16 protein-coding genes are annotated in these 22,466 nt (G+C 59.9%); 9 read left to right on the top strand and 7 right to left on the bottom strand.

The features are described from left to right. Positions 1 to 163: 163 nt before the first annotated feature. The 6 genes from F4X57_05795 (at position 164) to F4X57_05770 (ending at position 10,547) form a co-directional block, all read left to right on the top strand. Positions 164 to 2,191, top strand: coding sequence for a molybdopterin oxidoreductase family protein (locus F4X57_05795; GenBank protein MYC06667.1), 2,028 nt, complete (start codon positions 164 to 166; stop codon positions 2,189 to 2,191). A 394-nt stretch (positions 2,192 to 2,585) separates the two neighbouring features. After that, complete coding sequence (locus tag F4X57_05790) at positions 2,586 to 5,021, top strand: NAD(P)/FAD-dependent oxidoreductase (protein ID MYC06666.1); 2,436 nt, start codon at positions 2,586 to 2,588, stop codon at positions 5,019 to 5,021. 57 nt (positions 5,022 to 5,078) lie between these two features. Beyond that, positions 5,079 to 5,402: a Rieske 2Fe-2S domain-containing protein gene (locus F4X57_05785; GenBank protein MYC06665.1), complete on the top strand. Its 324-nt coding sequence runs from the start codon at positions 5,079 to 5,081 to the stop codon at positions 5,400 to 5,402. Positions 5,403 to 5,575: 173 nt separating this feature from the next. Continuing rightward, entirely contained in the window at positions 5,576 to 6,934 is a 1,359-nt protein-coding gene (locus F4X57_05780; GenBank protein MYC06664.1) for an MFS transporter, read from the top strand. 158 nt (positions 6,935 to 7,092) lie between these two features. Further along, positions 7,093 to 8,559 (top strand): hypothetical protein, encoded by a 1,467-nt coding sequence (locus tag F4X57_05775; protein ID MYC06663.1) that lies wholly within the window; start codon positions 7,093 to 7,095, stop codon positions 8,557 to 8,559. A 188-nt stretch (positions 8,560 to 8,747) separates the two neighbouring features. Next, complete coding sequence (locus tag F4X57_05770; protein MYC06662.1) at positions 8,748 to 10,547, top strand: hypothetical protein; 1,800 nt, start codon at positions 8,748 to 8,750, stop codon at positions 10,545 to 10,547. 380 nt (positions 10,548 to 10,927) lie between these two features. Here the strand turns inward: F4X57_05770 and F4X57_05765 are convergent, their stop codons facing one another. From F4X57_05765 to pheS, 7 genes are all read right to left on the bottom strand, one after another. Next, on the bottom strand, positions 10,928 to 11,833 hold the full coding sequence (locus tag F4X57_05765) for an EamA family transporter (protein ID MYC06661.1): 906 nt from the start codon (positions 11,831 to 11,833) through the stop codon (positions 10,928 to 10,930). A 1-nt stretch (position 11,834) separates the two neighbouring features. Beyond that, positions 11,835 to 13,196, bottom strand: a complete 1,362-nt coding sequence (locus F4X57_05760; protein MYC06660.1) for a CoA transferase — start codon at positions 13,194 to 13,196, stop codon at positions 11,835 to 11,837. Between the two features lie 37 nt (positions 13,197 to 13,233). Continuing rightward, positions 13,234 to 14,460, bottom strand: a complete 1,227-nt coding sequence (locus tag F4X57_05755; GenBank protein ID MYC06659.1) for a CoA transferase — start codon at positions 14,458 to 14,460, stop codon at positions 13,234 to 13,236. 118 nt (positions 14,461 to 14,578) lie between these two features. After that, complete coding sequence (locus F4X57_05750) at positions 14,579 to 15,133, bottom strand: Uma2 family endonuclease (protein MYC06658.1); 555 nt, start codon at positions 15,131 to 15,133, stop codon at positions 14,579 to 14,581. Between the two features lie 16 nt (positions 15,134 to 15,149). Continuing rightward, a complete protein-coding gene (locus tag F4X57_05745) occupies positions 15,150 to 17,651 on the bottom strand; it encodes a phenylalanine--tRNA ligase subunit beta (GenBank protein MYC06657.1) in 2,502 nt (833 codons plus the stop codon). Between the two features lie 49 nt (positions 17,652 to 17,700). Beyond that, positions 17,701 to 18,477 carry a Uma2 family endonuclease gene (locus F4X57_05740; GenBank protein MYC06656.1) on the bottom strand — a complete coding sequence of 259 codons (777 nt, stop codon included), beginning with the start codon at positions 18,475 to 18,477 and terminating at the stop codon, positions 17,701 to 17,703. 60 nt (positions 18,478 to 18,537) lie between these two features. Further along, the gene (gene pheS, locus F4X57_05735; GenBank protein MYC06655.1) at positions 18,538 to 19,596 is read right to left on the bottom strand and encodes a phenylalanine--tRNA ligase subunit alpha; all 1,059 of its coding nucleotides are present in this window, start codon (positions 19,594 to 19,596) and stop codon (positions 18,538 to 18,540) included. A 461-nt stretch (positions 19,597 to 20,057) separates the two neighbouring features. Here pheS and F4X57_05730 point away from each other — a divergent pair, with 461 nt between their 5' ends. The 3 genes from F4X57_05730 to F4X57_05720 all read left to right on the top strand — a co-directional run bounded on the left by F4X57_05730 (position 20,058) and on the right by F4X57_05720 (position 22,463). After that, positions 20,058 to 21,065 (top strand): DUF3500 domain-containing protein, encoded by a 1,008-nt coding sequence (locus tag F4X57_05730; protein MYC06654.1) that lies wholly within the window; start codon positions 20,058 to 20,060, stop codon positions 21,063 to 21,065. A 153-nt stretch (positions 21,066 to 21,218) separates the two neighbouring features. Then, positions 21,219 to 21,818, top strand: a complete 600-nt coding sequence (locus tag F4X57_05725) for an RDD family protein (GenBank protein ID MYC06653.1) — start codon at positions 21,219 to 21,221, stop codon at positions 21,816 to 21,818. Positions 21,819 to 21,875: 57 nt separating this feature from the next. After that, positions 21,876 to 22,463, top strand: a complete 588-nt coding sequence (locus F4X57_05720) for an RDD family protein (GenBank protein MYC06652.1) — start codon at positions 21,876 to 21,878, stop codon at positions 22,461 to 22,463. Positions 22,464 to 22,466: the final 3 nt, after the last annotated feature.

Below are 22,466 nucleotides of genomic sequence, written 5' to 3'. Positions count from 1 at the left end.
GCAACACAACGGCAACGGTTGGGCGTTAGTGTAAGTTCACGACGAAGCGGGCCCACTTTGGGGAGGAATTGCTCTGGCTACGGAAATCGCGCTTGATGCGCCAAGTACCGGCTCTCGCGCCGGCACGCGGACTCACTGCCCGTACTGCGCCTTTCAGTGCGGGATGGTGATCGATGGCGCGCGCGCGGACAACGCGGCGATTGCCGGCGACGACGCATTCCCCGTGAACAAGGGCGCGCTGTGCATCAAGGGCTGGACGGCGGCATCAACGCTGAAGCATCCGGATAGGCTGCTGTCTCCGCTGATGCGCGGCGACGACGGCACGCTCGCACCGGCGAGTTGGGATGCGGTTATGGGGCGGATAGCCAGCGAGTTCCGCAGCTCGCAGGACTTGTATGGGGCGGATGCGGTGGGCGTGTTCGGCGGCGGCTCGCTGACAAATGAAAAGTCATACCTGCTGGGCAAATTCGCACGGGTCGCGCTCGGCACATCCAACATCGACTACAACGGGCGATTCTGCATGTCGTCCGCTGCGGCTGCGAGCATCAGGTCGTTCGGCATCGACCGCGGGCTGCCGTTTCCCGTCGCGGACATAGCGAACGCGGAGACGATATTGCTCGTGGGCAGCAACGCATCGGAGACTATGCCGCCCATAATGCAGTACTTCGAGGCGCAGCGCAACAGCGGCGGTAGGCTCATCGTCGCAGACCCGCGCCTGACTCCGACGGCGCAGCGCGCAGACCTGCATTTGCGCCTGACTCCCGGCACGGACGCCGCGCTCGCCAACGGCATCCTGCACATTCTGGTGCGCGACGGGCTGATAGACACTGACTACATCAACACGCGCACGGACGACTTTGGCGCGGTGCGCGGTAGCGTTTCCACATACTGGCCCGAGCGTGTGGAGCGTATCACCGGCGTGTCGGAGTCGGACATCGTGAAGGCGGCGCGCATGCTTGGCGAGGCGCACACGGCGATGGTGCTGACGGCGCGCGGCGCGGAGCAGCAGGCGCAAGGTGTGAACAACACGCTGTCGTTCATCAACATCGCGCTGGCGCTCGGTCTAGTGGGCAAGCCGAACAGCGGCTACGGCTGCCTGACCGGGCAGGGCAATGGACAAGGAGGAAGAGAGCACGGGCAGAAGGCTGACCAGCTGCCGGGCTATCGCCTGCTTGCCGACCCTGCCGCGCGAGAGCATGTCGCCGGTGTATGGGGCATCGACCCGGATGCGCTGCCCGCGCCGGGCAAGTCCGCATACGAACTGCTGGATTCCCTGGGACGCGACGGCGGCGTGCGGTCGCTGCTGGTGCTGGGGTCGAACCCGGTCGTCTCTGCTCCGAATGCGTCACATGTGGAAGATAGGTTGCGCTCGCTGGACTTTCTGGTCGTGTCCGACTTCTTCCTGTCGGAGACGGCGATGCTCGCGGATGTCGTGCTGCCCGCGGCGCAGTGGGCGGAAGAAAAAGGCACTATGACGAACCTCGAGGGCCGCGTCATTATGCGAAATCGCGCATACGACCCGCCGGCCGGCGTCCGCGACGATATGCGCGTCATCTGCGATCTCGCGGAGCGGCTGGGCAAAGGGCAATACTTCGAGTACGACGGCGCGGAGGATGTGTTCGGCGAGCTGCGGCGTGCGAGCGCGGGCGGTCCGGCAGACTACTCCGGCATCACATACGACAAGATAGCGGCGAACGACGGCGTGTTCTGGCCCTGCCCGGGCGAGGAACATCCCGGCACGCCGCGCATGTTCACGCAGCGATTCGCCACGCCCGACGGCAAGGCAAAGTTCCACGCGGTGCGGCACCGTCAGCCCGCAGAGCCGCCGGACGCCGCATTCCCGCTGTACCTGACGACGGGCAGGCTATTGGCGCAATACCAGTCGGGCAATCAGACGCGGCGCGTGGAAGAGCTGGCAGGCATCGCGCCGGAGCCAGCGGTCGAAGTGCATCCCACAACGGCGCGGCAGTACGGCTTGCTGAACGGCGGCAAGGCGATGATATGCAGCAGGCGCGGCAACGCAGAGTTCAAGGTGCGCATCACGGCAAGCATCCGCGAAGACACGCTGTTCGTCCCATTCCACTGGGGCGGCATCCGTGCCGCGAATAAGCTTACCAGCGCCGCCCTGGACCCGATAAGCAGAATGCCGGAGTTCAAAGTGTGCGGCGCGAAGATAGAGCCGGTGAACTGATAGCGTGATTTGCGCGAGTAGATGAACGTAGCCATTCTTGTCTCATTAACACCGTTTGCAAGCACTGGATTCCTGCTTTCGCAAGAATGATGGGATGTGATGCAGGAATGTCAACAGAACCTAATCAAAAAAACGATTTCACAAATGCAATTTATACCTGTCATTTCGGCAATTCATCCTTGTCATTTCGAGCGAAGCGAGAAATCTAAAGTCTGAAACAGGCTGAAAATGCAACGAATTTAGATTCCTCACTGCGTTTCGGAATGACAGATGGGGATGGCTGCGCGGAATGACAGAGGAAATGCTCGAATGCTGTGGCGCAATCGCCGCTTACGAGCTAAATCACCAACCGACTGACTAACTGACCGACTGATATACCAATAAGGGAGCGATGATGGCTACGAAGAAGAAGCTTGTTGTGGTTGGCAATGGGATGGCGGGCGCGCGCTTTGTGGAAGAGGTGCTGGCGCTCGGCGGCCAGGAGCAGTACGACATCACTGTGTTCGGCGAAGAGCCTTATGGCAATTACAACCGCATCCTGCTGTCGGGCGTGCTCGCGGGTACACACGACGAGAAGGACATCTTCATCAACCCGCTGTCATGGTACGAGAAGAACGGCATCACGCTGCACGCGGGCGTCCGCGTCATCGGCATCGACCGCAAGTCGAAGACGGCTTACGGCGCGGGCGGGCTGCTCGTGCCGTATGACAAGCTTGTAGTCGCTACTGGCAGCTCGCCGTTTATCCCGCCGATGGACGGGCTTCACAGCGACGACGGCAGCCTGCGCAACGGCATCTTCCCATTCCGCACACTCGACGACTGCAACGAGATGGTCGAGTATTCCGAAGACGCGCGCAGGGCGACCGTGATAGGCGGCGGCTTGCTCGGTCTTGAGGCGGCGCGCGGGCTGATGAACCGCGGAGTCGATGTGGATGTGGTACATCTGACGCCGTACATTATGGACCAGCAATTGGACGCATCATCCGGCGACATGCTCAAGGACTTGCTTGAAGACATGGGCGTGCGCTTCCACCTCGAAAAGCTCACCACGACCGTGCACGGCAACGGCAAGGTCACCGGCGTAGGATTCCGCGACGGCGATTCGCTGGACTGCGAGATGCTTGTCATATCCGCCGGTATTCGCCCGAACATCGACCTCGCGCGGATGTCTGGGCTAAACATACGGCGCGGCATTCTGGTGAACGACGACTTGTCCTGCCGCAACGACCGCGACATCTACGCGATAGGCGAGTGCGCCGAGCACCGCGGGCGAACATACGGATTAGTCGCGCCGCTGTGGGATCAGGCGCGCACACTCGCCGAGCGGCTGACAAGCGAAGAATCCAACGCGACATACACCGGCTCTAAAGTATCCACGAAACTCAAGGTCATGGGTGTGGAACTCGCCGTCGCAGGCGACAAAGACCCCGTCGGCGATGACGACGAAGTGGTGTCTTATGTAGAGCCGAACCGCGGGGTCTATAAGAAGCTCATCGTGCGGCAAGGCAAGGTCGCCGGCGCGATATTGCTGGGAGACGGCGCAGCCGCGCCGCGCCTGCTGCAAGCGTTCGACCGCGGCGAAGCATTGCCGCAGAATCGCGCCGAACTGCTATTCCCGCTGTCGGGCGAAGCCGAGTCATTGGACATATCGGACATGCCGGACGACGCGCAAGTGTGCAACTGCAACGGCGTGTCCAAGGGCAACATCGTCGCCGCAGTTGGCGCGGGCTGCCGCAGCATGAAGGCGGTCTGCGACGCGACAAGGGCAGGCACCGGCTGCGGCTCGTGCATCCCGCAAGTACAGGCGATTCTAGAACTCGCGGCGGACGGGCTGGTGGCGGAAGACCCCTCCGAGCACTACTATGTACCCGCGATACCGATGACCAAGCCGGAGCTTGTGGCGGCTATCAAAGCGCATGGGCTGCGCAGCGTGTCTGCCGTGCTGAGCGAGTTCGCGGGCGGCAAAGAGGACGCGCCGAGCAAGATGGGCTTGGCGTCGCTGCTGAAGACGATATGGGCGGACGAGTACGAGGACGAACGGGACGCGCGCTTCATCAACGACCGCGTGCACGCGAACATACAGCGCGACGGCACTTTCAGCGTCGTGCCGCGCATATTCGGCGGCGTAACATCGCCGGACGAACTGCGGCGGCTCGCGGATGTCGCCGAGAAGTACGAAGCGAAGATGGTCAAGGTTACCGGCGGGCAGCGCATCGACCTGCTGGGCATACCGAAGACGCACCTGCCCGATGTCTGGCGCGAGCTGAAGATGCCGTCCGGTCACGCCTACACGAAGGCGTTCCGCACTTGCAAGACATGCGTCGGCACGGAGTTCTGCCGCTACGGTGTGGGCGACAGCGTGAAGCTGGGCATCGAAATCGAGAAGCGCTTCCAGGGCGTAGAGTCGCCGCACAAGATGAAGCTGGCGGCATCCGGCTGCCCGCGCAACTGCGCCGAATCTACGACGAAAGACTTGGGTGTAGTCGCCATCGAAGGCGGCAAGTGGGAAATATATATCGGCGGCGCGGCAGGCTCGCAGGTGCGAAAGGGCGATGTGCTGTGCGTCGTGGACAGCCACGACGATGTGCTGAAGTTTATGGGGCGCTTTATGCAGTACTACCGCGAGAACGCCAAATATCTCGAGCGCACTTACGGCTTCGTAGAGCGTGTGGGCATCGACCACATAAAATCGGTATTACTGGACGACAGCGAAGGCATCTGCGACCGGCTGGACGCGGATATACAGGCGGCGGTGGACGATTACAAAGACCCGTGGCAAGAAGCCGAGATTCCCGTTCACCCGAACCAGTTCGTCAGCGTCGCGGGGTAATTCGCTAACAGGATGTACAGGATGGACAAGTCAGGAACAACAGCGATGACGGCAAAGATGGGACAAGCGTACAGGCTGGCGCCGGCGGAGCGGATACCCCTGGGCGAAGGGCGCGTGTTTTATGTGGAAGGCACGCCGGTAGCGGTGTTCCGCTCGCGGCAGGGCGATGTGTTCGCCACGCAGTCGGCATGTCCACACAAGCGCGGACCGCTCGCGGACGGCATCATCGCCGGCGGACAAATAGTATGCCCGCTGCACGCCTACAAGTTCGATCTGGCAACCGGCAAGCCCACCGGCAACGACTGCCCCGCGCTGCAAACATACGCCGCCGCGCTTGATGATAATGGCGATGTGGTGATTTCTATGTCGCCCGCGTCTTAACCTTCCCTTATACCTTTTATTCGCATTTGTAATACTGTTCTGTTGTTACATAAACTTAACATGATTGTCATATTTCTTTAACGCTGGTGTAACTGCGCTGTAAAGGTTGCTCCCTAACATTGTTCTCGAGTCGTAAAGAGCGGCTGTCGGGACTTACATTGGGAGACGATGATATGAACGCAGGAAATAGCGTTTGGGAGAGCAGCAAAGCGACCCGCATCAACTTATTTAGCTTGCGGTCGCCGCATATGCGGACATTCCACCTAACATGGTTCGCATTCTTCTTGGCATTCTTCGGCTGGTTTGGCATTGCGCCGCTGATGGCGCTGGTGCGTGAAGACCTGCTGCTGACGAAGGCGCAGATTGGCAACACCATAATCGCGTCCGTCGCCATCACCATCGTGGCGCGGCTTGCCATCGGCTGGCTGTGCGACAAGATCGGACCTCGCCTCGCATACTCGGGCTTGCTGGTCATCGGCTCCATCCCGGTGATGTGCATCGGGTTCGCGCAGACCTACGAATCGTTCCTGCTTTTCCGTCTCGCAATCGGCGTCATCGGCGCATCTTTCGTCATCACGCAGTATCACACATCCGTGATGTTCTCCTCGAACGTCGTGGGCACGGCGAACGCGACTACTGCGGGCTGGGGCAACCTGGGCGGCGGCGTAACGCAGATGGTAATGCCGCTGGTGCTCGCCGGCGTGCTGATGTTCGGAGTGGGCGAGACGCTGGGCTGGCGGCTGGCGATGGTCGTGCCGGGCGTTGCGCTGTTCATCGTGGGCATCGCGTACTATTTCTTCACGCAGGACGCGCCGCTTGGCAACTACAAGGACTTGCGTGCAAAGGGGATGATGCCGCAGGATTCGCAGGCGCGCGGCGGCTTCATGGCGGCGGCTAGAGACTACCGCGTGTGGGCGTTGTTCGTCATATACGGTGCGTGCTTCGGTGTGGAACTGACCATCAACAACATCGCGGCGCTGTACTACTTCGACCGCTTCGACTTGGACTTGCGGACGGCGGGGCTGATAGCCGGACTATTCGGCGCGATGAACCTGTTCGCGCGGACGCTTGGCGGCATCTTCGGCGACAAGTTCGGCATCAAGTTCGGGCTGAAGGGGCGCGTGATGTTCCTCGGCGCGGTGCTGCTGGCGGAGGGTATCGCGCTGATAGTCTTCTCGCAGATGGCGACGCTGGTGCTCGCGGTGGGCGCGATGATAGTGTTCAGCCTGTTCGTGCAGATGTCCGAGGGCGCGTCATACTCGGTGGTGCCGTTCATAAACCGCAGGGCGCTCGGATCGGTGGCGGGCATCGTCGGCGCGGGCGGAAACGCAGGCGCGGTGCTGTTCGGCTTCCTATTCCGCGCGGAGAGCATATCGTATCAGGAAGGGCTGCTGTTCGCAGGCGTAGCCGTGATATTGGCGTCCGCGCTAGTCTTCCTAGTCCGCTTCTCCCCCGAAACCGAAGCCGAGGAAAAGCGCACAATGGAAGCCGCGCTGGCAGCTAGGCAGGGTGCGGTCGTGGCGGCGGATTAGGACTATAACTAGACTATAACTAAGGCAGGATAGGGGATTAGTCCTCATCCTGCCTTTCCTGTGCATTCCGTTAGTTGACGCGCGCCATATAGCGGATGTGATAGATTAAGCGAGACTTACGACTACACATCCGCGCTCGCACGCGAAAGGGAGGCGTCATGACTACAGGCGGCACGGCACAGGACAACCCGACGGTTGAGGAAAATCGCAAGCAGGGGACGCCGGAGTGGCAACTGCGGAACGTGCGGTTCGATAGCCCGGCTACGCTGGCGGCGTTTCCGCTGGTGCGCAATCTGACTTCGTCCGCGATACAGGGCTACGCATCGAAGACGAGCGTGTACCCGGGCGAATCCATAGACCTTATGGTCAGCATGGAACCGGAAGGCGAGTTCAGCATCAGCATCTATCGGCTCGGCTGGTACGGCGGGCTAGGCGGCAGGCTCATGGGCAGGATGGGGCCGTACCGCGGCAGGACGCAGCCCGTGCCTATGATGTCCGTGCAGCGGCTGCGTGAGTGCGTGTGGGAAGCCAGCGCGCGCCTGACGATTCCGGACGATTGGCAGAGCGGCGTGTATCTGGCGAAGCTGTCTCGCGTGGAGCCGGGCGCTGCGCCGGACGCTCCGGACTACGGCGTGCAGAGCTACATCACCTTCGTAGTGAAGTCGCGCCGCGAGTGCGACCTGCTATTTCAGGTGAGCGACATCACATGGCAGGCGTACAACAAGTGGCCCGGTAACGACTCAATATACACCGATGGCACGCCGAATGTGTGGTATCAAGGCACCGAGACGCGCGCGAGCTTCGACCGTCCATACACGAAGTATTGCCAGATTTTGGACGCGCCGCTGTCGCTTGGGTCGGGCGAGTTTCTGCTGTGGGAGCATCCGATGGCGTTCTGGCTTGAAGAGCAGGGCTACGATGTCGCGTACTGCTCGAATATGGACTTGCATCTCGACCCGCAAGTGTTGGACAAGTGCAAGGCGTTCCTGTCCGTCGGACACGACGAATACTGGTCGCGCGAGATGTTCGACAACATGATGTCGGCGCGGGACGCGGGCATGAGCATCGGCTTCTTCTCCGGCAACTCGGTCTATTGGGAGATAGAGTTCCACGAAAGTGAGGTTACGGACGCGCCTTGCCGGGTGTTCTCGCGCAAGCGGCTGTTCGGCGGCGAGGAAGCCTCGCTGATGGGCGTGAAAAGCTACGGTCCCGGCTACGGCGACTGGACGATTACGAACCCGTCGCACTGGATATTCGACGGCATGGGCGTGAGCGCGGGCGATACCATCCCTGCGATTGTGGGCTGGGAATACCACGGCACGCCGGCGGATATAGACGGGCTGGAAGTGGTGGCGAGCAGCGAGTTGTTTCAGGGCTATAAAGAACCGCGAGAACCGGCGCACGCGGCGGTCGTGTACCCGTGCGAGCGCGGCAACTGGGTGTTCAACGCCGGCACGATTTGGTGGCCCGAAGGCTTGTCCAACCCGCCCGGCCACATCCCGGCGCGCCTCGCAATCAACTCCGTAAGCGTAGGCAGCAGCCCCGGCACATTCGGTGTAAACCCTATGACGCGGGCGATCACCGCCAATGTGCTGAACAGGATGATAGCGGATTCGCCTCGCTGATGACGCAAGCCCCTCTTCCACGGAAATTAACGTGGATAGACAGGTTGGGGGCAAGAATGCGCACGCCGGATCCGCAACGCTAAGCCGCTCTTCCCTATCCTGTGCATGTTCCAGATTGGCAATAGGATGCGCGCATTGCCATCCCTTATATATATGCTATTATTTATCGTACTGGAACGACACTTTGCATGCTGCAACTTGCGGCGGGAATTAGATGGGAGGCGATTCTGGCTACGTCAGGCTCACAGAGCAGTGACAGCCCACGGTTTGAGGTGGACGAGCGGCCGCCACTGCTTTCGACGCTGGGGAATGGCGCACAGTTTAGCTTGATTGCATCTGCGACTCTGCTGGTTACTCCGGTTGTGGTCGCCAATGCGTCCGGGCTGGACGACTCATATCTCACATGGATGGTGTTCGCGTCGCTGCTGGTGGTTGGCGTGTCCACGCTGATTCAGGTGCGGCGATTTGGACCGGTCGGCGGCGGAATGGTGCTGCCGATGTTCACGGCGGCGTTTTCCATACCGTTCTGCATCGCGGCAGTGGTGGACGGCGGACCCGGCACGCTCGGCGCGCTCGTGTTGATTTCCGCCATTACGCAGCTCGCCATATCGCGGTGGCTGTTCCTACTGAGGCGGCTCGTTACGCCAATCGTCGGCGGCACAATCATCATGATACTGTCCATCACGCTGGCGTCGGTCGTTTTCGACCTGCTCGACAGTGCATCGATCGTCGAGCCTATCCCCGCGACACTCACTGCGTTAGTAACGCTTGTCGTCATCGCCGCGCTGAGCCTGCGGGGGTCTGCGATACTGCGCCTATGGGGACCGCTCATCGGCATCGTGATAGGCGGTTTGGTCGCATTTGCAGTCGGCATATACGACTTCGACAGGGTTACGCAATCGGCGTGGGTTGGCGTGCCTGCCGAGCTGCCTGAATTGGGCTTCAACTTAGGCATACCGTTCTGGACGCTCTTGCCGTCGTTCGTGTTTTTAGGCATCGTAATATCCATACAGGCGAACGGCGCGTCCGTCGCGCTGCAGCGCGCGTCTTGGCGCGAAGACAAGGCGATAGACTTCCGACAGGTGCAGGCGACACTGGCGGGCGGCGGCGTAACGAATGTGATTGCCAGCGTGTTCGGCGCGGTGCCGAATGTCATCAACCCCGGCACACTGTCGTTCGTGCAGACAACAGGCGTTGCGGCGCGCGGCATGGGTTACTGCATCGGGCTGATATTCATCGCACTGGCGTTCGTGCCTAAGGTGTCCGGCTTGCTCAGCACGATACCGGGACCAGTGATGACAGGCTATCTCGTGATGGTTACGGGCAGCCTGTTCGTAGATGGCGCGCGCACGGTCATCCAGAGTGAGACGAATGGAAACAAAGTCGCAGTCGCGGGCGTGTGCTTCTGGATTGGCGCATCGTTCCAATTTGGGCTGTTCAACCTGCCGGACTTGGGTCCCGTGGTGAACGCGCTTATGAAGAGCGGCATAACGACCGGCGGCTTCGCGGCGATAGCGATGATACTGTATTTGGAGCTGACGAATCCGCGTCGAATGCGCTTCGAATCGGCGCTGCACATAGACGCGTTGCCGGACCTGAACGAATTCATGGCACGCTTCGCAGAGCGTCGTGGCTGGGACGACGCGATGAAGAACCGGCTGACGGCGGTCGCAGAAGAGACGCTGCTGACGCTCGCGCCGCTAGACTTGGACGACTTGGATGGCAGCGGCGGCGACAAGGAAACGGGGCAGTTGGTGGTAGTCGCGGCGAGCGAAGGGCAGATAGCGGAGCTGGAGTTCATAGGCGGCAGCAGCGACGAGATGAACATCGAAGACCGCGCTCGCCAATTGCAGCAGCACGACATCGACTATGTAGTGGAAAACGAACTATCGCTGCAACTGCTGCGCGCCTACGCCTCATCCGTCCGCCACCAACAGTTCAGCGGCGCCGACCTGATAACGGTGCGCGTTGCGCCGCCAAACGGGTAAAGAGGCGAGTAATTGACATCGATGGACAGGGTTAGGGTCTTTCGATTGCTCATGTCATTTCGAGCGAAGCGAGAAATCTAAAGTCGGAAACAGGTTTGCATGCAACGATCCCTGCCTTCGCAAGGACATGCTTCAGATTCCTCACTGCGTTCGGAATGACAAAAAAGAGCGCCGAATGACAAAGACAGCGTGAGATGACAACACTAGGGATTTGTGAAATCGTCTCACGGGCGGGCTTGTTTCCACACAGCGATTTTAGACCCTTCACTTCGTTCAGAGTGACAACCGAAATGCGCTGGTAGGATGGCGGGAAGACTTGAGATGCGCGAAATAGTCACCATGTCATCGCCATACAATCGCTACGCCGCATCGCCTGTCCATCACACCGACACCGCTATCACGCCGCCCACTGTCAGCACAATCGCGGCTAGTTTGACTGCGAGGATTTTACCGCCTAGAGGTTCGTCTAGGACGCGGGAGATGCCTAGGCTCAGGACTATGCCTAGCATGAATACAAACATTGGGCGCGTTGCCATTACTGCGGTTACCAGCGATACCGGGCCCGCGTAGATTGCCTCTAGCGTGATGTACACCGTGCCCAGCACTAGCACACCTTCGACTAGGATAGTCAGCCCCATTGAGATTGGCGAGCGGAGCGTGTTTATCAGATCGGGTATTATCCTCGGCGTAACTATGAACGCGGTGCAGGCTATTCCCATACCCAGCGCGCGCCACATAAACAGCGTCCACACATCCATATCGACCGATATGAGCTTGGTCAGAAATTGGTTGATTCCGAAGGCTAAACTGGCGACCAGTAGCAGCATGAACGGTATGATGCGGTTCTGATCGCGCTCGGATTCGCGCATCGTTGGTCCCAGCGACATCAGCGCCGCACCGACCACTGTGGCGAGAATGCCAATCCACGCGATTAGCGATATGAACTCCGCCAGGAAGACCATCGCGAGAATGGCGACGAATATCGTATGCGTGGTCGTTACCGGCACTACGCGCGACACATCTTGCGTTCGCATCACCCAGAACATCATCGCCAGATAGATGCCCGACAGCAAGCCACCGCCGATAGCGATGAGCAGCGTATCCACGCCATAGCCGCTGAATGTGGCAAATGGCACGGTCACGGCGGCGAGTCCCAGTTGGCACAGACCCACGATGACGATGAACACCAAGGGCGTGGGCATGTATCGCTGTATGAGAATCTTGTCCAGTGCGGATACGATGGCGAAGCCGAACGCGCTGCCGAGTGACAGGACTATCCAGTGCATACTAGGACGCTGCCGTGTTCCGGCGCTCGCGGGCGAAGCGGCGAACACCGCCCATATCCGCGCCTTCGAGCGGCACCGTGCCGATAACTTTCGCGCGCTCCAAGTCGTGCAGCATATCGACCGAGTAGCCCAGCATGTCGCGCAGCAGGTATTCGTTGTGCTCGCCTAGACCGGGCGCGGGCCTATGACGGTCGGGCAGGCGCGGCGCGTCTTCGGGCGCCAAGTCCGGCGATGTGTGCGACAGCGTGCTCCACACGGGACCGCTCATAGGGAATGTGCCGGCGTCGGCGTGTGTTACTAGCTGGAAATACTGGCGCGCTTGCAAGTGCGGATCGTCGTAAGTGTCAGGGCCGCAGTCCAGCACCGGCGCGGCTGGTATGGATTGCTCCTGCAACTGCGTGGCGATGTCTTGGCGCGTGCTCTGCGCCGTCCACTCGCTGACAATATCGTCGAGCGCCGCGCGGTTGGCGACGCGACCGTCCGGCGATGTGAAACGCGCGTCTGCGGCAAGGTTCGGCTGCCCGATGACATCGCAGAAGCGCCGCCATTCGTCGTCGTTGCGGACGGCGATGGCAACCCATGCGTCGTCGCCAAGGCAGCGATAACAGCCGTGCGGCGACATTCGCGGATGGCTGTTGCCGCGCCGTTCCCGCGACTCGCCGCTCATCTGGTTTTCCAAGAATGTCTCGCCCATGTGCGGCATAAACGCTTCCGCCTGCGACAGATCGATGAACTGCCCCTTGCCGGTGCGTGCGCGATAGTGCAGTGCAGTGCATATCGCGAATGCGGCGGTTGCGGCGCCCACCGCGTCCGGATGATGCACCAGCGAGTTGTGCGACAGATCGAGGTCCGGGTAGCCGCGCAGCGCCGAATGCCCCGTCATCGCGTCTATCGCCATGCCCATGCTGCGGTGCCCCCGATAGGGGCCCGTGTTGCCGTACCCCGGCGTGAACAGCACGATGAGGTCCGGCTTGATTGCGCGCAGCACGTCCTGCCCGATGCCAAGCCTGTCCATAACGCCGAATGCGTAGTTGGTGAACACCACATCGCTGATAGCGACAAGTTCCTTGAAGGCGTCAACGCCCTGTTCGCTGGTGAGGTCGAGCGTCAAGCCGAGTTTGTTGCGATTGGTGGCGTTGAAGTTGCCCTGCCGGTTCCACGGGCGTTCGCCGGGGTCGTAGTCAGGATAGCCGGGCGTATTCGGTTCGGGTCGTAATGGACCGCGCGCGATACGCTGCAACGCCTCGACCTTGATAATCTCCGCGCCCATGTCTCCGAGCATCACGCCGCAGAAGGGTCCCGCCCAAATCTCTGCAAGTTCAAGCGCGCGTATGCCACGCAGCGGCGGATTTTTCATACCCAATCTTTTCTCCCACTAGGGCCGGCAACTTTCGTGGGAACTAAACTACACCCTTTGCGCGTAGTTCGGCAAGTAGCGGCGCGTCTATGTCTAGCAAGTCGTCGTAGATTTCGGCGTTGTGCTGTCCCAGACGCGGCGCGGGCGTGTTCGTGGATACCGGCGTGTCGGACAGGCGGAACGGCAGCCCCGTGTAGGTGAGTTCGCCGGCGTCCGGGTGCATCAAATCCACGAAGTAGTCGCGCTCACGGAATTGTGGATTATCGAACGCCTCATGCGTCTCCATAATCGGCGCGCAAGGCAGCATCTCCCTCTGTCCGGCGGCGAATATCTCCATGCGTGTATGCTCGTTGAACCACGCCTGAAATATCGCTTCCAGCTCCTCGCGCCTCTTCGTGCGGTCGTCCGGCGTTGCGAAACGCGCGTCACCGATGAGGTCGGCGCGGTCTATCATCCGCGCGAGCTGCGGCCACATGCGCGAACCGAGCGGCAGGAAGCTGACATAGCCGTCCTTGCAGCGGAATGTGCCGACTGCGTAGGGTTCGCGCATGCCGGCGGCTGCGAGACGCGGTGGCTTGCGCGGATCCGGTTCACCGCCGTATATCCAAGGCGTGCGGCGTCCAATCTGGTGCGGATGCCCTGCCATGCACTCTTGGATGGATATGTCCAGCCATTCACCTTCGCCGTTCATCGCGACACCGAACAGGGCGATCATTGTTGCCGCCGCCGCCGTCGTGCCGCTGAAGTACTGCGCTATTTCCGCGCCGTATCGCAGCGGCTCACGTTCGGGTAAGCCTTCGCGGTGCATGCCGCCGCCCGCCGCGAATATCGTCAGTTCGGTATATTCATAGTCCTTGTGCGGGCCGGACTGCCCGTATGGGGTAACCGAGGTCATAACGATGTCGTCCCGCACGCCGCGCAGGTCGTGGTAGCCGATGCGCCAATCCGCCATTTGTCCGGGGCGATAGCTCTCGATAACGACATCAGCCTGCGCCGCTATCTGCATGAAAATGCGCCTGCCGTCCGGAGTTGACGGATCGAGCGTGATACCCTTCTTGCCCGCGTTCAGGTGCAAAAATAGCGCACTCTTTTCCGGATGGCGCACGCCGTCCGGGAACGCGCCCACATCGCGCGACATATCCGGCGAATCAGGCAGTTCAAGCTTAATAACCTCGGCGCCATAATCCGCCAGCATCTTGCCGCAATACGGTCCCGCGATGCCGGTAGAGGCGTCAATAACTCGAATGTTGGTAAGTGTTTGGTAGGGCATGGTGGGTTAGGTGTCTGCGGTCAGACGCGTTAGCTTTTTAGTTTCTTCCAGTACCATGTTCTAGGCTTTCGCCAAACAATCACAAATTCAGTGCCTTCTACTATGCTGTCGATTTAAGTCACACAAACAACTCCCCCACCGCGCACTCAAACCCCGGCAGCACATCCCCCAGTGTCAGCGTATCAGCTTCGGTCAGCGTAGTCGTCTCTCCGCTCCGGTGGCGCAGCGTGATTGTTCGCGTGCGCGGGTCTATCAGCACAACCAGCAGCGTTCCCGCTTCGAGAAGCTGGACAACTTTTTCGGCGACTTCTGTGTATGAGTCGGAGGGCGATATGACCTCTACGGCAAGGTCGGGCGCGCCGGGGATAAAGCCTTTGGGGATGCCTTCTGCAAGGATGCGTTCCTTTCGCACGAAAGAGACGTCGGGTGCGCGAACGGTGTCAGGGTCCGTTTCGACTATGAAGCCCGTATCAGAATTGAAGATTACACCCAAGTCGTTCCGTTCGACGAAGACGCCAATTCTTACTGCCGCCCTAATTCCGATTGCGCCATGTTCTCCGCCGGCAGGTGGCATGGTTATGAGTTCTCCCTTTACAAGTTCGTAGAGGTGTGAGCGGTCGTCGGGCATCGCCAGCAGTTCGTCCGCGGTCATGATTTTCGTGGCTGTGGTCATGTGTGCCTCCTTGTGGTTAGTCCCGCAGCTCCACGCCCAACTCCCGCTGCAACTGCTGCAAGATGTTAGACTGATAACCGTCCACTTGCTCCGATGTGAGCGTGCCGCGCGGCGACTGGAATACGATGCGGTAGGCGAGCGAACGCTTGCCATCCGGGACGCCTTCGCCTTCGTATATGTCGAACGGGATGCTGCGCGCGACCATCCGGTGGCGTTCCATTATCGCCTGTATGCGCGCCGATGTTACTTCGGCATCGACGATGAGCGCGAGGTCGCGGTACGACTGCGGGTACGGGTTCGCCGGAATGTGCTGGCGTGTCTCTTCAGGAAGCGCCGCTCTCAGTGACGCTAAGTCTATCTCGAACATGGCTGTGGTCGCGCCGTCTATGTCGAAGCGCTCTAGCGTGGGACGCCCCACTTCGCCGATGACGCCGATGGGCGTGTCGCCGCCCCCGCCCGGGTGGTGACAGATTATGCGCGCCGTCCTGCCACGCCGCAGGATCGGGTCGTCGTCGTATGCTTCGTAACGGACTTCCGCGCGAAGTTCGGCGAAGAGCGACTCTAGCACGCCTTTGCCGTCGTAGAAGCCCATATCGCCGGACGGCGCGTTCCATGACAACGGGAAGCGCGGACCGCACAGCACGCCGACAAGCATCTCGCGCTCGTCCGGCAGGTCGCGCTCGCGGGCTTCCTCTTTGGGCAGATAGACGCTGCCGATTTCGTAGATGCGGATGCCTTCGACTTGTGACACGCGGCGATTGTTGGCGAGCGTGTTCAGCACGCTGGCGCGCAGGCTGGTGCGCAGCAAAGTGAACTCGCTTCTCATCGGGTTGGCGATGCGCATCGCATCCGTCTCGCCGGTTGCGACTCCGACGCGCTCAAGCATGTTCTCGCTGACGAGTGAGTACGATATGGTCTCGCGCATGCCCGTCGCGGTCAGGATGTCCTTGACGCGCTCTCGAAAGACGCGCTGCGCTTGCGGCTGTCCGTGCGGTATGGGCGTGGAAATCATCGTCGTCGGGATGCTTTCGTAACCGATGATGCGTGCCAATTCTTCCACGATGTCGTCTTCGATGGTGATGTCCGAGCGCCAGTACGGTGGCTTCATAAACACCATGTTGTCGTTCTCCGGCGCGCCGCCGACGGAGAATGCATCCATCGTGGGCATGATGCTCTCCGGGTCGCGGTCGCGCCGGAAGCCTAGCGCCTCAAGCGTGCGTTCGATGCGCTCCATCGTGTAGTCCACGCCGAGCACTTGGCGGATGCGCTGCCGGCTGATTTGCACGGACGGCATCGGCTCGCCGTCCGGGTAGATGTCCAGGATGCCCTTGGACGCGGTGCCGCCTGCGAGTTGAATCATCAGCTGCGTTGCGCGGCGCAGCGCAAGAGGCGCAAGTTCAGGGCGAATTCCGCGTTCGAAGCGATACGACGCCTCGCTGTCCATGCGCGCTGCGAGCCGTGTGCGGCGCGTGTTGATGGCGTGGAAGTTCGCAGATTCCAGCAGCACGGTGGTTGTGGACTCGTCGATCTCGGTGTTCGCGCCGCCCATCACGCCTGCAAGCCCGATGGCGTCCTGCGTGTCCGCGATTACGAGCATTGGCGGTCGCAGTGTGCGGGTCGCGCCGTCCAGTGTCTCCAGCGTCTCGTCGGGACGGGCAGAGCGCACGATGATGGTGTCGTCGCGCACCTTGCCGAAGTCGAACGCGTGTAGCGGCTGACCGTACTCAAGCATCACATAGTTCGTAATGTCCACGATGTTGTTGATCGGGCGCAAGCCCGCCTTAGTCAGCGCGTCCTGCATCCACTGCGGCGATTCGGCTATCTGAATGTCGTGAATCAGCGTCGCGGTGTAGCGGAAGCACAAGTCGGGATCGGCAATTTCGACCTTCGCCAGCGATTCGATGGGCGTGTCGTCTTCGGGATACGACAGGTCCGGATGCGTTACGGACGCGCCGGTGAGCGCCGCGACTTCGTGCGCGATGCCGAGAATGGAAAGGCAGTCAGGACGGTTAGGCGTAACTTCGATGTCCAACACGGCATCGCCGATGTACTCGACGAGCGGCGTGCCAACGGGAGCGTCGTCGTCGAGCACGAGTATGCCTTCGTGGTCGTCGCCAAGCCCTAGTTCTAGCACGGAGCAGACCATGCCGGACGAGCGCACGCCGCGAATGGTGGCAGCCCGCAGCGCCTCTGTCTTACCGGACCGCGGGCTGAAGAGCATCGCGCCTTCCTTGGCGAACGCGATTTTCTGCCCTGCGGCGACATTCGGCGCGCCGCAGACGACCGTGGCGGTCTCGCCGCCGCCGATGTCCACGGTGGGCAGGCGCAGGCGGTCGGCATTGGGATGCGGGTCCACGCTGAGCACATGGCCTATAACGAGGCGCTCGGGGTCGAGCGCCGCGCCGACAATCTCCACATCGCCAACTTCATTGCCCGCCATCGTAAGGCGGTGCGCCAATTCGTGTGCCGAAATATCGCAAGGGACATAATTCTTGAGCCATGAAAGAGGTACGCGCATTTGGGTAGTTCCTTAGTTTAGTCTGTATGTCGGTCAGCGGTGGGAAGGGTCAGGATGAATCGTTGTTCTGCTGTCGGGTAAGTTGGGCTTCGAGTTCGCGTATGCGACTCTCTGCGGCTTCGCGTGCCGCTCTTTCGGCTTGTAGCGCTTGGCGTTCGGCCTGCAGTGCTTCGCCTTTGGCTTGCAGCGCGTCTTGCGCTTCCTGATAGTACATCAACCACTCGCCGCGCACAGGATCGTACAGCCTCAGCTCCAGCTCATCGCGCACGCAGATGTCGAGATTCAGCACATCGCTGCGTCCGCGCAATATCCCGTCGTCGTCGGTAACGTCGATAGGGCGGTACTCCCCGTTCACCAGACGCTCGCCTATGAGCACGGGATTGAAGCATTCGCCGGTGGGGTCGAAGCGCCAGTACTCATCCACGCCTATGCGCGCGTATATGTCGCGCTTTCCGCTCGCGTCCCACCGCCAGGTGCTTTCGGACGCTATCTCCAAGACGAAGTTTGGCTGTCTGTCGCCCTCGCGCCAAGTGAACCACGAATTGCGCTTGTGATTGCCCAATGCACCGATTACCACGAACACATCCGGAGCGACGACGGAGTGCGGGTCGTTCATCCTGTAGTACACGAACATGTCGCCTTGGGCATAAACATCATCCCGGCTGCTGAAATGAGCCTTCAGCGCGGCGACGGCGTAGGTAAGCGGCTCATACTGATACTCAGTTTCTGCCAAGAGTTCATCGTCCTCGTATGGGTATTCAATTGTGGGATCGTCGTACTCTGCCTGCAGCTTAACGATATTTTTGCCTGAAGGCTGTACAACCATTGGGCACCTCCGGGCGCGTGGACAGCGCCGAGTAAATCTGTCGTTAGTATAGCATTCACACTAGAACTGGCTTAGAAAGCGCAGGTCGTTGGAGTAGAACAGGCGGATGTCTTCGATGCCGTACTTGAGCATTGAGATGCGCTCGGGCCCCATGCCGAATGCGAAGCCGGTGTATATCTGCGGGTCCAGCCCCACGCCTTCAAGCACTTTGGGATGCACCATGCCCGCGCCGAGGATTTCGATCCAGTCTTCGTCGCGGTTGATGGGACGCTTGCCGGTCTGCGGGTCTTTGAAGTTGGAAATGGACATGTCCACGCCCGGCTCGACGAACGGGAAGTAGTCGCAACGGAAGCGCACCTGCCGTTCTTCGCCGAATATGCGGCGCGCGAATTCGTACAGCGTACCCTTGAGGTCGGCGAAGGTGATGCCCTTGTCCACCGCCAGGCCCTCGACCTGGTAGAAGTGCCACTCATGGGTTGCATCGGTGGCTTCGTAGCGGTAGCACTTGCCCGGCACAACGACACGGATGGGTGGCTTGCGCTGCTGCATCGTGCGAATCTGCATCGGAGAGGTCTGGGTGCGCATAAGCATCGGGTAGTCGCCGTCTTCGTCAGGCTCGTCCACCCACAGGGTCGCCCACATATCGCGCGCCGCGTGTCCTCTGGGGATGTTGAGCATCTCGAAGTTGTACAGGTCCCACTCGACTTCGGGACCTTCGACGACATCGAAGCCCATAGAGCCGAATGCGTCGCAAATCTCGCGGATCATCTGCGTGGTCGGGTGCAAGCCGCCGACGGGCGTATGCCAGCCGGGCAGCGTAACATCGATGGCGTCTGCGCGGTCTTCGGCTTCGGACTTGGCGCGCGCGAGGTCGTCTTGGCGCTGCGCGAGATGCTGTTCGAGCATGGACTTGGCGCGATTGGCGGCGGCGCCAACGCTGCGGCGTTCGTCCGGTGACAGATCGCGAATGCCGCGCAGCACTTGCGTCAGCTGCCCGCGCCGTCCGAGCCAAGCGATGCGCCACGCCTCAATCTGCTCGTCCGTCTGAGCAGCGGCAAGCTCCGCAAGAGCCGCATCTCGTGATGATTCAACCTGACTAACGCTGGCATTTTCGGGCATGCTGCTACCTTTCAATGAGTGGTGTGGTGGGGGATAGTGATTGCGAAATGTGATGGCGTCAATTATAGGTATGTGTTCTGAAAGCGGTCAAGGAAGAAAGGCGTGGGGAGTGGCTGACATTGGGACATGTATAGACAGGATGGACAGGATTCATGCGATTGCTTGCTTACTTGGATGGATAGACGATTTCACAAATGCAATACATACCTGTCATTTGCAATTTATACCTGTCATTTCGAGCGAAGCGAGAAATCTAAAGTCGGAAACAGGTTTGAATGCAACGATCCCTGCCTTCGCAGGGACAAGCTTCAGATTCCTAACTGCGTTCGGAATGACAACATTGGGGATTTATGAAATCGTCTTTCCCTATAATGTGCGATTTGACGAATTGATGTACACTAGACAGTGATCCGTAATGGCAAGGACACACGGGACAATGCGACAATCGGAAAGGAGCGCAGATGGCAACGGAACATACCCACTCCAACGGACATACCCACTCTCACGCGACGGGGCAGATGGCGGACGCGGCGGCGAACTGGCTCGACAGCCTCTCGGCGGAGCAGCGGGACAAGGCTACTTACGAGTATATGGACGGCGAGCGCGTCTTCTGGTACTACCCGCCACTGAACAGGCACGGCTTGCCACTGCGCGACATGGACGACAACCAGCGCAAGCTCGCGTACTCCATCATGGAGAGCGGCTTGACCGAGCGCGCGTATAAGCAGGCGGCGCAGATTATCGACCTCGAAACCACGCTCGGCAAGGTCGAGAAGGACGCCGGCATCGTCAGCTTCCGGCGCGACCCGGAACTCTACTACTTCACCGTGTTCGGCGACCCGCGCGATTCCGAGAACCCGTGGGCATGGCGTGTCGAAGGACACCATGTATCGCTGCACTACAGCATCTGGGGCGACAAGGTCATCTCTACCACGCCGTTCTTCTTCGGATCAAATCCGGCAGAGGTGCTGGCTGGCCCCGATCAGGGCAAGCGTATCCTGGGCGATAGGGAAGACCTCGCATTGGAGCTTATCAACGGGCTGAGCTCCGAGCAGGAACGCCGCGCGGTCATCTACGCCGAAGCGCCGTATGACATCCTGACATACAACTCGTCCCGCGCCTTGTTCCCGCAGCAAGAAGGCTTGCCCGGCTCGCAGATGAACGGCTCACAGCGCGAGATGATGATGTCCATCATCAGCGAGTATGTGTCCACCGTGCGAGACGATGTGGCGCAGGACAAGATGTCCGCGATACGCGAGCAAGGCTTGGACGACTTCTACTTCGCTTGGGGCGGTGGTAAAGAGCGCTTCAGCAAGCACTACTATCGCATCCACGGCGGCAACTTCGTCGTCGAGTACGACAACCGCCAGAACGACGCGAACCACATCCACTCCGTCCTGCGCGACGAAGAAAACGACTTCGCCAACGACGTGCTGCGCGAACACCTGTTGCTCTACCACGTACTATAGTCGTTCCATATCTTTCGGTCAGTTTGGAGCGGATTTACATTGATAACTTCCGGATTCTTGCCTCCTCGGGAATGACGGAAATGTGAATACGACCTAGGAGGCACGGGGCGGTCAATTGACTGCCCCGTTTTGGCTTGCCAAGAAGGTGGTCGGATGCAGCAGCAAGATACAACCCCGACAAATAACGGCGAACAGCAAGAACCTGATTGGGAGCTGGCGTCCTATGGACGGCGTATGGGCGCTTGGGCGTTGGACTGCGTCGGATTTACCTTGCCTCTGCTTCTTCTGATTATCGCGATTGTGCTCGTGATTCTCGGGCTTGTCTTTTCCACGACAGTCGCCGAGGATTCTATAACTACATCGTTCGGAACGATTGTCACCGAAGAAACGATATTGGAATCCTGGTTGCTCGGATCGATCTTTAGCGGCATAGGCGCTGTCATAATTCTCGCGGCGCTTATAGTCCTAGTAGGCTATATCGTGTGGTGGCTGTTCGCGCTGGGGCGAGGGCAGACACCGGGCAAGCAGATTGTCGGCATCCGCGTCATAAAGGACAACGGTGAACCTTCTGGCTGGGGCTACACATTCCTGCGCGAGTTCGTCATCAAGTTCCTGCTGCTGGGACTTGTGTCCGAACCCACTCTGGGCATAGCGCGGTTGGTGGACTATCTATGGCCACTGTGGGACAGAGCGAAGAAAATGCAAACGCTGCATGATAAGTTGCTTGGCACACTGGTGATTAGGGCAAGATAATCAGAAGCCGCAGGAGATTGAGCCGACTGATATAGGGAGTGATATTAGGGAATATTGATGCAGCAAGACCTAAACCCTTCTGATGGCGATCAGCAGCAAAAACTCGATTGGGAACTGGCGACCTACGTGCGAAGAATGGGCGCATGGGCGCTGGACTTTGTGGGCTTCACCTTGCCGGTGATATTACTAATTTTTGGGATTTTTGTCTTTTCTTCCGGAGTCCTCGGTACAACAAGCGTCACGACAACTGTATATACACCGTCTGGCACAGTGGTTACAGAGGAAATCATTGAGGAACCCGAACTGCACGCGATAGATAAGTTATTTATCGGCGTGATGATTGCCTCTGCGATAATCTTCGTCGGCTATATCGTGTGGTGGCTGTTCGCGCTGAGGCGGGGGCAGACGCCGGGCAAGCGGATTGTCGGCATCCGCGTCATAAAAGACGACGGTGAACCTTCCGGCTGGGGCTACACTTTCCTACGCGAGTTCGTCATTAAGGGACTGCTGGTAAGAACTCTGTCCGGCGCCACTTCCGGTATCGTCTGGCTGGTGGACAACCTGTGGCCCCTGTGGGATAGGGCGGAGAAAATGCAGACGCTGCATGATAAGCTGCTCGGCACGCTTGTCGTCCGCAATCGGTAGGGG

The sequence above is a fragment of the Chloroflexota bacterium genome (genome assembly GCA_009840355.1).
In the GTDB taxonomy this organism is placed as follows: Bacteria; Chloroflexota; Dehalococcoidia; order Lucifugimonadales; family JADFKI01; genus Bin90.
The sequence above is the reverse complement of the archived record's forward strand: the minus strand, read 5'-3'. Positions and strand labels throughout refer to the sequence as shown.